Source organism: Collinsella aerofaciens, assembly GCF_015554145.1.
GTDB classification, from domain to species: Bacteria; Actinomycetota; Coriobacteriia; order Coriobacteriales; family Coriobacteriaceae; genus Collinsella; species Collinsella aerofaciens_AA.
The window spans coordinates 73892-87771 of sequence record NZ_JADNHZ010000001.1 but is presented as its reverse complement, the minus strand read 5'-3'; the positions used below and the strand labels follow the sequence as shown (position 1 = coordinate 87771).

Here is a 13880-nt window from a genome sequence, read left to right as displayed (position 1 = left end):
TAGGTGACGTTCCCCCTGATATCGGAGGTTCCAGGTATGTTTCGCGCTCCGTTAAATAACTATCGGTTGGGCTAACATGGGTCGCCGTGCTATTTCGATAACCCTTGCAGTGGTCTGCCTGGCTGTGCTCTTTGGCGCTACGGGGCTGTTTGCTATAAGTCGAGAAACATCCTATATGCAGGAATGTGCTTCCGAAGGCTTTGCCATTGATGGTTACTATCGGGATGATAAAACGAGTCGGGAAACCCTGGCTTTTCTTGAGGAGGACAACTGTCGATGGCAGCTGGTCGACCAAGACGGAATCTGCACAGACGGGCAGTTTAAGCGTGCGGATGACCCCAACATCCTGATATTAAAGAAGGAAAACGGTGAAGAATTCGGTACGGTCCACGTGGCGTACTTGTCACGCCGACGCGATCAGGGCTTGCTCTACCTATTTAGAGATACCAGGGTGACCCGTTTTTATCTGGTGAGTACCGGTCCGGCGTTTACGGTGGAGTCTGGCGATGTCGATGCGGACAGTTGATTCACGGCAATAAAACAGCGAGCGGGGCACGGACATGAATCGCGCCCCGCTTTTTTGCTCGCGGCCTGCGTCGCGTCTGCGCCTCGTTCCGACTCGCGCCTGTGCGCGCATCCATCTCACATCCCGCATCACTTCACATCGAACTCCACGCGATCGAGCTCGGGCACGTTGAGGTCGATGAGCTTGCGGGCGACGTGACGGTCGTGTGCCCCGAGTGTCTCGCTCGTCGTCACGTGGGCGACGATTTCGCGCTCTACAATGCCTTCCTCGTCCCCTTCGGTGGCCGAGGTCTCGACGGCGACGGTGTAATCCTTAAAGCCCGGCAGCACCGCGGCAAGCTCGCGTGTGGTCTCGGTGACGCCGTAGCCGTCCTGCACGCCGACCTGCGCCGAGCCAATAGACCCCGCGGTCATAGCGATGCAGGGGATGGCAAAGATCACCGTGCCCACAATAATGCGGCGGCGCACCTTGCGTGACAGCTCGTCGACCTCGGCATTTTCCTCAGCAGTCACAATACCGTCGCCGTTGAGGTCGCGCTTGAGCGGCACACGCAATAGAAGTAGTACGGCTTCGGCAGCCAGTGCGATAAAGACCACGTTGATGCCAAACTCGTAAAGCGCCGAGAGAAACAGCGACCCGCTTGCGATGGCGATGCCGTAGCCCGCCGCGCACAGGGGTGGCATGAGCGCGGTCGCCACGGCCACACCGGCGATGAGCGTGGCGGGTTCCTGGTCGCGCGAGTTGCCCAGGCCGCCTGCAAAGCCGCCGGCGAGCGCGACAGCGAGGTCCCAGACAGTCGGTGTCGAATTGTCGATAATGGCGGCCGTGGTGGTGCCAAGGGGCGAGAGCTTAAAGTACAACGTGGATGTGACCAGGCAAAAGGCCATTTGCAGCGCAAGGCTGGCGACGGCTTCGACGGTAATCTCGCGGTCGAGCGTGGCAATGCCGTATGCCATGGCAAGAACCGAGCCCATGAGCGGGCAGATGAGCATGGCGCCCACGATGGCGATGTCCGAATCGATATCGAGGCCGATGCTCGCGATCAACATGGCGATGATGAGGATGCATAGGTGGGAGCCAGTCAGACGCGCCCCGTTTACAAAACGCTTGCGGATCACGTGATAGGGCGCGCGTCCCTCGCGAATGTTGAATGCGCGCTTTAGGAAGCGGGTGGCGTTCTCCATGGCCTCACTATGGGCAGGGCGGATGCCGTGACGCCGATGATGACGCTCGCGCAGGCGCTTGAGCTGTTGGTTATCGAGTTCCATGTTCACCTCGTTCTGGCACGGGCCGCGCAACGCGCCCGTTGTCTTAACTCTACACCGTGGCGGGCGGGGTGTCTGTTGGATGCGGAATCCGATAGGGTGGATGACGCGGGAGCAAATACAAATCACAGGCTCAATTCGATCCCGCAAGAATATGATGCACCAGCTCCTACATATGTGACGAAATTGTGAAGCACGAGAGCGCGAATTTCAAAAAATCCGCTGGTGACCAATGTTGCGCAACAGAATTCAAAAATCAGCTCCTACATTTTGAAGCGTATGGATACATCCGTGTCAAAGGGAGAAAGCCATGGCAAACTACAGTCCACAACACTTTGAGCCTCGGGCCAAGGCCGTCAACGTCAAGGGCGTTGCCAACCGCGCCGTCGCAACCGTTTTGACGGCGGGCCTCATCGCTCAGCCGCTCATGTCGCCGCTGGCGGCAATCGCCGCACCGACGGCAGATAACGGCGATTCTGTTCAGGGGGGGGGTAGTTCTGTAGAGAACACCGTTGCCGCCGGCAACCAAGCGGTCGTAAAGACGGCTGCCCAGCTGGCAGAGGAGTCGGCAAAGCAGCTCAAGGACGCTCAGGCCGCCTACGATGCGGCTCAGAAGAAGGCCGACGCGGCGGGCCAGTCTCAAAAGCAGGCACAGCAGCAAAAGAATCAGGCCTCGCAGGCTGTGAGCGACAACGAAATCGAGCAGAACGCAGCAGAAGTCGCCGCGCTCCAGGAGAAGATTGACGAGCTCAAAGTCGCCGTCGAAAAGACCGAGCAGCAGCAGAAGAAGCTGGGCGACCTGAACGATCAGCTCGAACAGGCCAACAAGAGTGTCGAGGATAAGACCCAGGCGCTCAAGGACGCCAAGGCAAAGCAGGATGAGGCCAAGAAGGCCCTCGATGATGCCCAGGCCAAGCTCGAGGCCATGGGTATGGACGAGTACGAGGCCGCCAAGAAGGCCGTCGAGGACGCGCAGGCAAAGCTCGATGACGCCAATAAGGCCGTTGCTACTGCACAGGACAATCTGGACCAGGCCAAGGCTGCCGAGGCCAGCGCCCAGCAGGAAAAGCAGAATACCGAGGCAGCTTTGACGACTGCCCAGGCCAAGAAGCAGGAGACTGCCGCTGCTCTCGCAGCCGCAACCACCGCGCGCGATAACGCCCAGCAGAAGTTCGACCAGGCGCAGGCCGCGCTCGATGCTGCCGTCTCGGGTACGGGTGTTGACCTGAGTGCGCTTGAGGCCGCCAAGAAAGCTGCTGCTGGTGAGCTCAAGACCGCGCAGGCGGAGCTCAATGCCGCGACGGATGCCGACGCTACCGCCCAGGCGAACCTGCAGGCGGCCCAGAATACCGCCACCGCCGCGCAGGAGAAGGCCAACGCCGCCAACGCTGCTGTGGCATCTGCCCAGACTGCATACGATGCGGCAAACAAGGAGTACAAGGACGCGGCCAGTAAGCGTGACGCCGCGAAGTCGGCATACGAGCAGGCGCAGCAGACCGAGGCCGACAAGAAGGCGGAGTACGACCGACTCGTCGAGGTTCGTCAGCAGAAGAGCAACGAGTTCGATCAGGCTCGTGCTGAAGTAACCGACGCGCAAAATGCATACGACGCCGCAAACGCCGAGGTCGAGAAGCTTAATCAGCAGATTGCCGACCTCAAGTCGAACATGACCGTAGACCAGAATGTCATCAGCCAGGGCATGTTCGGCTTCATGAACTACATCATCGGCGGCAGCCAGTTCACAGCCACGCAGAAGTCGAATGCAAGTACTGCCGCGTCGATGCTCATGGGGACGACAGAGAAACAGGACTGGTATGATAATTACGTCGATCAGGACATGTCTCGCGACACCAATCCGCTCTCCTTGGAACAGATGCGTAACGCCCTGACCTATCTCGATACCCAGAACAACCTCCGCAAGGCGAACGGTCAGTCGGAGCTTAGCGTCAGCCTCCGCATGACTGCGGCAGCCGCCCTTAATACATCATATTCATCGAACATCTGGGGACACTCGGACTGCTATTTCGATGAAAGCGAGAATCTTGCAGGCGGCGGTGGAGCATACACCGGAGGCGAGACCGAGGATACGCTTGGCTGGCCATATACCGGTCTCTACACCCAGGAGAAAAAGGCATTCGATAAGTACGTCGAACAGTATGGTGACGCACTTGGAAGCCATCGATATGATTCATACTATATCTACCAGCATTACTACAGCATCTACAAAGAGTGCGGGCACTATCTCAACATCATCGATGCCGGTGCTACCGCTATCGGTATCGCAACCGGTAGCGGCAAGAACACCGATTCCGAGGTAACCGTTTTCGACTATAGCGGAAGCGCGAGCCAGGCCGATTTCACGGTCTCCGAGTTCAAGAAGCTCGTGAACGACTACATCGACTCTGCCTACAACGCAGGCGGCACTCAGGAGCAGAAGGAGCAGCTGAAGCAGCTTCAGAATAAGCTGGCAGAGGCGCAGAAGAACTTCGGGGCTGCTGGAACGGCTTATTCTAACGCATTGGATAAGCAAGAAAACGCACGCGACGCCTATACCGCGGCCGACACGAACATGAACACCGCCAAGGGCGAGTACGAGAAGGCTAAGTCCAACACCGCCGCCGCGAAGACGGCATACGACGCCGCCGAAGCCAAACTCAAGGGCATCGACGTCAAGACGCCTCAGGCCAAGCTCGATGCCGCCAAGAGCAAGGCCGCTACTGCCCAGGCGGCCCTCGACAAGGCAAACGCCACGCTTGCTGACAGCAAGAAGAAGGCGGCCGATGCCGCTGCTCACAAGGCGAAGGCTCGCAGCGCCCGCGATGCCGCCAAGGCAAAGTCCGACAAGGCCAACGAGGCGTATGACAACGCCACTGCTTCGGTCAAGGATCTCACTGCCAAGCGTGACGCCGCTAGGGCGGACCTTGCGAACAAGCAGGGCACGCTTAACGATGCCAAGAAGGCCGACGACACTGCCCAGGCTGGCGTTGACAAGGCTCAGGCATCAGATGCCCAGGCCGCGACCGCTCTTTCGGACGCCAAGCAGGCAGTTGCCGCCAAGACGCAGGCTGTGTCCGACGCGCAGGCCGAGGCCAAGGCTGCCGAGGGTGAGCTGACCCGCGCAAACAAGGCCTTCGAGCGCTTCGCCGGCGCTCAGAAGGCGGTCGACGACGCTAAGGCCGTCTATGACGCTGCCGTAGACGGTGTCGCCGATGCCCAGAAGCAGCTTGAGGCCGCCAACGAAGCCGTCGTCGATGCGAACCTCGAGATCGTCAAGGCCAAGGCCGAGCTTGCCAACGATGAGGCACTCAAGGCCGATCTTGAGGCTGTCGACCACAAGGCATCCCTTGCCGCGGGCACGACGGGCAACGAGAAGCTGGTCAAGCTGAACGCTGCCTACGCTCGCTATAAGGCCGCCGTCGATGCCGCCGCTGGCCTCAAGGCTGCTCTGAGCGATGCCGATGCCAAGCTGTCCGATGCCAACGACGCCTATGCCGCCGCGCTGGCCGAGCTTGGCGATGCCAAGGATGCCCTGGCTGCCGCACAGGCCGAGTACGACAAGTATCATCCCAAGGCTGAGCCGCAGGCCAGGCCTCAGGTTGCGCAGGCTGCTGCAAAGGTCCCCGTTGCCAAGAAACAGGCCGCGCCTGCCGCGCTCGCCCAGACCGGTGATGATTCCGCGCTTGCGGGCGAGGTGTTCGTCATCGGCGGTTTCACCCTCGTGGCCGCGGGCGTGACGCTGGGCGATCGTCGTCGCAAGCACATGTAGCGATCCGGGCGTAGATTCTGCAACGAACTTCGGTTCATAGTAGGAACGCTTCGATAGCTAAACCAATAAGGCCGGCGCGCTGTTAAACGCAGCGCGCCGGCCTTTCTTTGCGTTGGTATCAAAAAGCCCGGTCGGTAGCCGCGAAAGCTACCGACCGGGCAAATCGTGGGAAATATGGTTGCTGTCGAGCAGCTGCTCAGCTTAGCCCAGCAGGCTCAGACCCACGGAGACAAACGCCAGGATAACGCCGACGATAGACTCGCCGCCGAGCAGGCCGCTGGCGGCAACCAGGCCCTGCTCCTGAAAGGCGGCGTCCTTGGCAGCCCTCTCCTCGTCAGAAAGACCAGCGGTGGCGTCGCGGTGGGCGGACCACTTGTCGTAGGCGAGCTTGACGCAGGAGCCCAGGAATGCCGTGAGTGACATGTAGAACGGCAGGTACACGCCCAGGCCGATCATCATGGCCGGAATGCCGAGCCAGTACATGACGATGCCGGCGATAAAGCCGCCAACGAACCACGGCACGCTCGGGATGCCCGAGACCATGGTGGCGACGACGCTTGCCTGCGCGGCAACAAAGCTCTTGTCGGGGCCAAAGGCGTCCGGGCCATAGGCGGTGACGAGCGCGACCATGACGGCTGCGGCGACCAGGGCGCCCACGATGCCGCCGATGGCTTGGCCGATCCACTGCGCACGCGGGTTGGTGCCCAGCACGGCGCCGGCCTTAAAGTCGTTCATGACGTCGCCCGCAAGGCCACACGCCACGGCCACGATGCCGGCGATAAAGAACAGCTTGACCTGAGCGATCTGTGCAAAGGCAGCCACGATGAGCATAACGATGAGGCCAAAGATCTCCATGGGGTCGATGCCCGTCTGGCCGCAGCTCTGTGCGCTCATGATGGTGGTGACAAAGGTGAACAGCGTCACGATGACGGCCGGAACGGGGCCAAGGTCAAGCACGATGGCGATGATCACGGCGATGGCGGCAGCGCCCAGGCCGATGATGCCGGCGTCGAGCTTAAGGGAGCCCGAGATGAGCGACTGCTCGTCGGTGTCGGTGGAGCTGTCGGCGGCAAGACCGCGGACGATGCCGGCGACCTGCGGCAGGATGTCCTTGAGGACGACGGCGACACCAAAGCCCATCATGAGGCCCATGCCCAGGGACTTGACGATGCCCTGCGCAGTCACAACGTCAAACAGACCGGCAGCGGTGCCGCCGACAATGATGCCAAAATTGCCCAGCAGCGCGCCGGCAAACCAGAAAGCGACCGGGGCGAAGCCCACGAGGAAGCCGACGGAGAGCAGCATGGGCGAGTTGTAGATGCCAAAGGTCACGCCGGGGATGTTGAGCGTGCACAGCATGCTGGGCACCACGCCCAGGGCGTCGCGTAGCACGCTGTAGATGCCGGCGATGGCCATGGAACCAAAGAGCTGCTTGCCGGTTTTGCCGCCAGCCTCGGTCGCGCGCAAGGTCTGAGCTGCGGCGTTGCCGGTGGGAAACTCAAGCGCGGCGTCCACGATAAAGTGACGGTGGATGAGCGCGGTGGCCAGCAGGCCCAGGATGGTGCCGGCGAGTGCCACGATAAACATGTCGAGCCAGCTGATCTGGTCGGCATAGCCCAGCATCCAGGCGCCCGGGATGGTAAACGCCAGACCGCCGGCGACCATGGCGCCTGCGGACATGATGGTGTGGGTGACGTTTGCCTCGTTGAGGCTGGCGTTGCCCATGAGCTTAAGGAAGAACAGCGAGATGACGGCAGCGAAGACGATCGGCCAGGGGAGTGCGCCCATCTTGAGGGCGGTGTAGGCCGAGCTTGCCGTGATAATCACGCAGCCAAGGACGCCGATGACGACGCCGCGCAGCGTGAGTTGCCCGCGCATCGAGGCGCGGTTCGAGGGATTGCTCATATAGAACTCCTTTGCGTATATCCGCTTCCCCCGGGAGCGCCGCTACGGATACGGCGCGGGAAGTCGGGTTACCAAGGGCCGCCGCGTGAGCTCGCGCGCGACCGCGCACCAGTATAGCCGCAAGCTAGTCATTTTGGGATGACTGGTTTAGGTAGGCGATATACTGCTGGGCAGACGAAAGGAGCGCCGACGATGCTTAATGGGTGCGCATATATATTGACGGTCGACGTGGGCAACACGTTCATTCGCTTTGGCCTGTTTGCCGAGGATTCGGCCGCGGCGCAGGAATGCCCGCTTGCGACGTGCGAGATCACGACGCCGTCGAGCATTACGGCAGACGAGGCGCGCATGAGGCTCGCGCAGGTCATGGGCGCATTGGCAGCCGATGCGGGCATGCCGGGTGCACTCGTTCCCGCGGCGGCCGTGCTGAGCTGCGTGGTGCCGGCGCTCGAGCGCCCGTGGAAGGCAGCACTTTCCCGTACCTGCACGGGGCGCGTGCTTACCGTGGGGCCGGGCCTCAAGACCGGTATGCCCGTGCATTACGATGACCCGGCCGAGATCGGCCCCGACCGCATCGCCGACGCCGTGGCGGCCCGTGCCGTCTACGGCTCTCCGTGTATCGTGATCGACTTGGGCACTACGACCAATATCGAGGTCATCGACGCGCGCGGAACCTTTGTCGGCGGCGTCATCGCGCCGGGTCTGGCACTTGGCGCCCGCTCGCTTTCGGCCGCTGCGGCGCGCCTGCCGCAGGTCGAGCCCTCGGCGCCAACGCATGTGATCGGTCGCAACACGCGCGAGGCCATGCGCTCGGGCGTGGTCTTGGGCGAGGTAGCCCGCATCGACGGCATGCTCGACATGGTGCTTGCCGAGATGCGCGCGACCAAGGCGGCGGGGGAGGATGGCGTGCCCATCGTCATTACCGGCGATGATGCCGAGGCGCTCGCGGCGTTGGTCGGCCACAGCCTGACGGTCGACGACGCACTGACGCTGCGGGGTCTCGCCGAGCTCTACCACATCAACCAAAAGCCCCGCCGCGTGTAAAGGTGAGGGCGCCGGTGGGATAAACGCCCCCACCTTTCACCTGCTACAATGGGTCAAACTATTGCGATTACGGAGGTGTCTGCCATGTCGGACGATCTTCATCAAACTTCGTCAGGCAAGCGCCTGGACGTCATTAGCTGGGACGAGTTCTTTATGAGCGTGGCCATCGCCGCGCAGCGCCGCAGCAAGGACCCCAACACGCAGGTGGGCGCGTGCATCGCCAGCACCAACCACCGCATCCTTTCGGTGGGCTACAACGGTACGCCCTCGGCGCTCAACGATGACTTTTTCCCGTGGGGCACGAGCGACGACCCGTTGCAGGACAAGCACAACTACGTGGTGCATGCCGAGGCAAACGCCGTGCTCAACTACCGTGGCTCGCTCAAAGATCTTGAGGGTTCCACGGTCTACGTCACGCTGTTCCCGTGCCACGACTGCGCCAAGATTTTGGCGCAGGTGGGCGTGGGCGAGGTTGTCTACCTGGACAACAAGTACGCCGACACCGATGACGGACGCATCAGCCGCCGCATCCTCGACTCCTGCGGCATCAGCTACCGCCAGGTTATCGTCGATGTTCACATCGGCACCGAGGGGCAGGCTCAGCAGTAGCGCGTGGCAACGCCAGCTGGCAACAAAAGGCAGCCAAAAGAGCCCCGTCCCAAATTGACTACTCGTGAAAGTCGCGTCTGCGCGCATGGACGGCTCGTGAGCGGGTACACGGCTGTAGTAACATAGCTTCTGTCCGCGGGCGCGCCCGCGTTATTGTGAGAAAGGAGCCCCTGTGGCTGTTAACGAAGAGCTGCTTAAGAAGGTTCTTGAGGAGATCCGCCCCAACCTGCAGGCCGACGGCGGCGATATGGAGTATGTGGGTGTCGACGACGAGGGTGTTGTCAAGCTGGAACTGCAGGGCGCCTGCGCCGGCTGCCCCATGAGCTCGCTGACCCTGTCTATGGGCATCGAGCGCATCCTGAAGGAGCACGTGCCTGGCGTTACCCGCGTTGAGCAGGTCAATGCTTCCGGCGAGGCCGAGGACCTGTACGACGAGTACGCGCCGTTCTAAGATGCGAAAGCTGCGGGCGATGTGCTCCGCATAGACGTCACGCCCAAATATGCGGCTGCGAGCGAAAGGCCCGCGGCCGCATTTGTATGTAGGGAGCAGGGGGACCGATATGCTCAACGACCTCTACCATATGCTTGATCCCGTCGCCATTTCGGCGGGGCCCATCACCATCTACTGGTACGGCTTGGCCTATGTGGTCGGAGCTCTGCTCACGGCGGTCGTCATGTATCGCACGCAGCGTCGCTGGGGTTTCGACATTACGGTCGACGACCTGACGAGCGTCGTGGTCGGTGTGGTCTTTGGCCTTATCATCGGCGCCCGCCTGTTCTACGTCATCTTTTACGGCGACGGCTACTACTGGGCACATCCGCTCGAGATCTTTGCCACCAACGAAGGCGGCATGAGTTTCCACGGCGGCCTCGTGGGCGGCATCATCGGCGGCGTGCTCGTGTGCCGCGTGTACAAGCTCGATGCCTGGACCATCGCCGACCTTGCCGTTATCGGTGCTCCGCTGGCCCTGTGCCTGGGGCGCTGTGCCAACTTTGTCAACGGAGAGCTGTGGGGCAAGCCGACCGATTTGCCCTGGGGCGTGATCTTTGGCGGTACCGCGGGCGATATGCCGCGCCATCCCTCCCAGCTCTACGAGGCGTTTCTCGAGGGCATTGTGCTCTTTTGCATCTTGCAGGTGCTCAGCCGCAAAAAACCGCTGCTGCCTCAGGGAACGTTTATGGGCGTGTTTGTGATGGGCTACGGCATCGTCCGCTTCCTCATTGAGTTTGTGCGCGTGCCCGATGCCCAGCTGGGCTATCTGCTGGGCGGCGTCATCACCATGGGTCAACTGCTGAGCCTGCCGCTCGTGATTGTGGGCCTGGCGCTCGTCATCTTTGCCCTCCGCCGCAACCGTCCCCAGCGCGTCTACCTCGATGCCTAGCCGCCACATACCACCACAAAGGGGTAGGCACCTTGGGGGTGGTTTTGCCGGGCAACGATGACAGAACCGTAACGTTTCCCCAGATAAAACCTGTCAAAATAAACCTGTTCTTTTTTGGCAGGTTTCTAGAAAGGCTATTCGGACTGTGAAGGATTCCGACCTCTCCACAACGGCTGCGCGCGATGCCGCTCGCATCGTCTGGTTTAAACGCTATCCCGCCAAGCAGACGCTCGTCGCATTTGTGCTCGCCCTGTTGGCGACCACGGCGTTTTCCATCGATCCCGCCCCGGTGTCGAGTAACGCGGTCCTGGCGATCGATCCCAAGGCGACGGGTACGCTCTATGTGTGCTACGAGGTACTTCTCTCGTTTGCCGGCCATACCGACGCAGTGATGCTGCTCGCACTTGCCTGTTTGCTCACGCTGCCGTTTCGCTATGTGTTCTTTGGTCGCGGTGACGCTTGGCGTCCGTCGGTCGTGCTGCCATCGCTGTTCTTTGCCGTCTGCATGGTGTTCGGCCGTAGCTACGACCTTACCGATTCGGCCGAGACTGTGCTGGGCGACAAGGCACGCGTTATCTGCGCCTGGATTGGCGGCGCGGGTTGGATGCTCTTGGCGATTGTGGCCTTCTATCTGGCTTTTGAGTTTTTGGATTGGTTGAGCTCTCGCCGCATTCCGTTTTCGGAGGCGCATTTTGGCCGCGTGTGGCGTGTTGCCCACGCCGTGCTCTCGGTCCATCCTTTTGTCGGGCCGTTTCTTGTGCTCATGATTGTCTGGGCGCCCACGCTTATCGCCTCGCTGCCCGGCCTCTTTATGGGAGATACGGGCGCGCAGATCCGCCAATGGTTCAACTACCCCAACGGCACGAGCGATTACCTACGCCTGCTTAACCCCAACGTGCTGCTCAACGGCCATCATCCGGTGGTGCACACGGCCATCATCGGCTCGTGTGTGCAACTGGGGCTTTCGCTATTCAACAGCGCCAATGCGGGCCTTGCCATCTACACCTGTGCCCAATTTGTCATCACGGCCGCCTGCATGGCCTATTCCATATCGTCGCTGCGCAAGCTGGGCGTGAGCCTGCCGGTCCGCGGCGTCATCTTGCTGTTCTTTGCGTTTATGCCGATGTTCTCTAACTACGCGGCGTTGCTCACCAAAGACGTGCTCTTTGCCGACGCGTTCTTGGTGCTGCTGGTACAGACCGTCAAGCTCGTGGCATGCGGCCTGCCCCGTCGCGATGCCAATGTCGAGCGAGCGGGCGAGAAAGCCCCCGTGCTCTTTGCGCGCCACGACTGGCTGCTGCTCGCTCTGGGCTCCATGGGTTCCACGTTCCTGCGCAACGGCGGCCTGGTGTTTCCCCTGGCGGCATGCGTAATCGCGGCGGCGTTTTGCGTATGGGACGTGCATGTGGCTCGTCGTGCAGCCAAGCAGACTGGTGCTGCGCCTTCGGGCACCATCCCGCGTTTCCGCTGGGTTGGCGTTCTCGCGGTGCTCGCGCTCTGCCTTGCCTCTAATATGTACTTCACCAAGGTCTTTATGCCGGCGCACGATATCACGCCTGGTTCCAAGCGCGAAATCCTCTCGATTCCGTTCCAGCAGACGGCTCGTTTCGTCCAAAAGCACGACGGTCTTAACTCGGGCGTCAACCCTACGGTTAAGGAGGACGGCACCATCGTGGAGGCTCCTTGCGACGGTTCGGTGACCGACGAAGAGCGTGCCGTGATCGACCGTGTGCTCAAGTACGAGAACCTGGGCCGCCGCTACAACCCCGACAAGTCCGACGCCGTCAAAAATTGCTTTAACGAGTACGCCTCGCAGGATGACATCAAGGCCTATTTTGAGGTGTGGGCCCAGATGTTTAAAAAGGATCCCGAGTGCTATATCTCGGCGCTCATCAATAACTACTACGGCTACTTTTATCCGAGTGCCCGTGATGCGTGGGTCTACAGCACGGCGCGTAGTGCCGAGATCATGGCGAAGCCCGATAACCTCAAATACTTTGACTTCCATCCGGTCGATAGCAAGGTCGTGCGCTGGTGCGACCACCTGATCAACCTGTATCGCGTGGCAGTACAACGCGTCCCGTTTATCTCGCTCACCATGAGCTCGGCCACCTATGTGTGGATCATGATCGTCGTGGTGGCCTATCTACTGCGTCGTCATTCATGGCGTGCGCTGGCGATCTGGGTGCCGCTGTTGGGCGTGCTCGCCGTGTGCCTGATTGGCCCGTGCAACGGCTCGACTTACATGCGCTACCTGTATCCGGTCATCGCCTGTATGCCCTTCGCCATCGGCGCCACCGTCACCCGCAGCGACTTCCTCTGGTCCTAACTTGGTGCACTGGGGTCAGGTTTCTTTGCACCAAAGGGGTCATCATCACGACGCCTTCATTTTGGGGTTTATCTCGCAGGCCAGTAGGTATATCATAACGACGTTTGTTTATATTGCCCGAGCATCTGCGCTGGGCTTTAGGTCGAAACCGATAGGAGACACGTATGTCCGGACACTCTAAGTGGGCCACAACCAAGCATCGTAAGGGCGCGCAGGACGCCAAGCGTTCCGCCCTCTTCTCCAAGCTCAGCCGCAACATCACCGTTGCTGCCCGTCTCGGCGGTGACCCGCTGCCCGAGAACAACGCCAGCCTCGCCGCTGCCGTTGCCAAGGCCAAGGCTCAGTCCATGCCTAAGGACAAGATCAAGTCCGCTATCGACAAGGCTTTTGGTTCGGGTGCTGACGCCGCCGTCTACGAGAACATCGTGTACGAGGGCTACGGTCCCGCCGGTGTCGCCGTCTACGTCGACTGCCTGACCGACAATCGCAACCGTACCGCCGCTGATGTCCGTTCCGCCTTCTCCCACGCTGGTGGCAACCTGGGCACCTCCGGCTCCGTCGCCTTCCAGTTTGAGCGCAAGGGCCAGATCGTCGTCGCCAAGGAGATCCTGGACGAGAACGCCAAGAAGGAGACCATGATCGCCAACGGTGCTGCCGGTGACGAGGATGAGTTCATGATGGCCATCGCCGAGGCCGGTGGCGAGGACTACGAGGACGCCGGCGAGGAGTGGATCGTCTGGACTACTGCCAACGAGGTCATGGCTGTCTCCAAGGCGCTCGAGGAGCAGGGCGTCCAGGTCAAGGGCTCCGAGACCACCATGGTCCCGACCACCCCGACCGAGGTCTCCGGCGCCGACGCCAAGAAGGTTCAGCGCCTCATCGACCGTCTTGAGGAGCTCGACGACGTCCAGGATGTTTACAGCACCATGGACATGACCGACGAAGTCATCGCTGCCCTCGAGGAGGAGTAGCGCCCGCACGGGTTAAGCCGTGCATATCTGGGCATAATGAAGCGAGCATGCAAGCCTCGTGGAATAGATGAGCCGGATCCGCG

At 61.1% G+C, this 13880-nt stretch carries 10 protein-coding genes; 8 read left to right on the top strand and 2 right to left on the bottom strand.

Translation table 11 applies throughout. The annotated features are described in order from the left end of the window. Window positions 1-76 precede the first annotated feature (76 nt). Window positions 77-526: a hypothetical protein gene (locus I2E13_RS00430; RefSeq protein ID WP_195403859.1), complete on the top strand. Its 450-nt coding sequence runs from the start codon at window positions 77-79 to the stop codon at window positions 524-526. 128 nt (window positions 527-654) lie between these two features. Here I2E13_RS00430 and I2E13_RS00425 read toward each other — a convergent pair whose 3' ends face one another. Then, window positions 655-1794, bottom strand: coding sequence for a DUF389 domain-containing protein (locus I2E13_RS00425; protein WP_195403858.1), 1140 nt, complete (start codon window positions 1792-1794; stop codon window positions 655-657). A 307-nt stretch (window positions 1795-2101) separates the two neighbouring features. On the opposite strand from I2E13_RS00425, the gene I2E13_RS00420 reads away from it, so the two are divergent. Further along, a complete protein-coding gene (locus tag I2E13_RS00420) occupies window positions 2102-5557 on the top strand; it encodes a CAP domain-containing protein (protein ID WP_195403857.1) in 3456 nt (1151 codons plus the stop codon). A gap of 201 nt (window positions 5558-5758) precedes the next feature. On the opposite strand, the gene I2E13_RS00415 is transcribed toward I2E13_RS00420, so the two are convergent. After that, on the bottom strand, window positions 5759-7462 hold the full coding sequence (locus I2E13_RS00415; protein ID WP_195403856.1) for an OPT/YSL family transporter: 1704 nt from the start codon (window positions 7460-7462) through the stop codon (window positions 5759-5761). 192 nt (window positions 7463-7654) lie between these two features. Between I2E13_RS00415 and I2E13_RS00410 the strand changes: the two genes are divergently transcribed. From I2E13_RS00410 to I2E13_RS00385, 6 genes are all read left to right on the top strand, one after another. Beyond that, a complete protein-coding gene (locus I2E13_RS00410; protein ID WP_195403855.1) occupies window positions 7655-8506 on the top strand; it encodes a type III pantothenate kinase in 852 nt (283 codons plus the stop codon). 84 nt (window positions 8507-8590) lie between these two features. Next, entirely contained in the window at window positions 8591-9115 is a 525-nt protein-coding gene (locus I2E13_RS00405) for a deoxycytidylate deaminase (protein WP_099432128.1), read from the top strand. Between the two features lie 172 nt (window positions 9116-9287). Next, on the top strand, window positions 9288-9566 hold the full coding sequence (locus tag I2E13_RS00400) for a NifU family protein (RefSeq protein WP_035137589.1): 279 nt from the start codon (window positions 9288-9290) through the stop codon (window positions 9564-9566). 109 nt (window positions 9567-9675) lie between these two features. Next, window positions 9676-10497 (top strand): prolipoprotein diacylglyceryl transferase, encoded by an 822-nt coding sequence (gene lgt / locus I2E13_RS00395; RefSeq protein WP_195403854.1) that lies wholly within the window; start codon window positions 9676-9678, stop codon window positions 10495-10497. Between the two features lie 145 nt (window positions 10498-10642). Further along, window positions 10643-12826, top strand: coding sequence for a DUF6020 family protein (locus I2E13_RS00390; protein WP_271817551.1), 2184 nt, complete (start codon window positions 10643-10645; stop codon window positions 12824-12826). 164 nt (window positions 12827-12990) lie between these two features. Beyond that, window positions 12991-13797 (top strand): YebC/PmpR family DNA-binding transcriptional regulator, encoded by an 807-nt coding sequence (locus tag I2E13_RS00385; RefSeq protein WP_006234926.1) that lies wholly within the window; start codon window positions 12991-12993, stop codon window positions 13795-13797. Window positions 13798-13880 lie beyond the last annotated feature (83 nt).

Excerpts from the sequence above, each read along its gene's own strand:
- I2E13_RS00410 (WP_195403855.1), top strand. The coding sequence starts at position 7,655 with ATGCTTAATGGGTGCGCATATATATTGACGGTCGACGTGGGCAACACG.
- I2E13_RS00430 (WP_195403859.1), top strand. The coding sequence starts at position 77 with ATGGGTCGCCGTGCTATTTCGATAACCCTTGCAGTGGTCTGCCTGGCT.
- lgt (WP_195403854.1), top strand. The coding sequence starts at position 9,676 with ATGCTCAACGACCTCTACCATATGCTTGATCCCGTCGCCATTTCGGCG.
- I2E13_RS00420 (WP_195403857.1), top strand. The coding sequence starts at position 2,102 with ATGGCAAACTACAGTCCACAACACTTTGAGCCTCGGGCCAAGGCCGTC.
- I2E13_RS00405 (WP_099432128.1), top strand. The coding sequence starts at position 8,591 with ATGTCGGACGATCTTCATCAAACTTCGTCAGGCAAGCGCCTGGACGTC.
- I2E13_RS00385 (WP_006234926.1), top strand. The coding sequence starts at position 12,991 with ATGTCCGGACACTCTAAGTGGGCCACAACCAAGCATCGTAAGGGCGCG.
- I2E13_RS00415 (WP_195403856.1), bottom strand. The coding sequence starts at position 7,462 with ATGAGCAATCCCTCGAACCGCGCCTCGATGCGCGGGCAACTCACGCTG.
- I2E13_RS00425 (WP_195403858.1), bottom strand. The coding sequence starts at position 1,794 with ATGGAACTCGATAACCAACAGCTCAAGCGCCTGCGCGAGCGTCATCAT.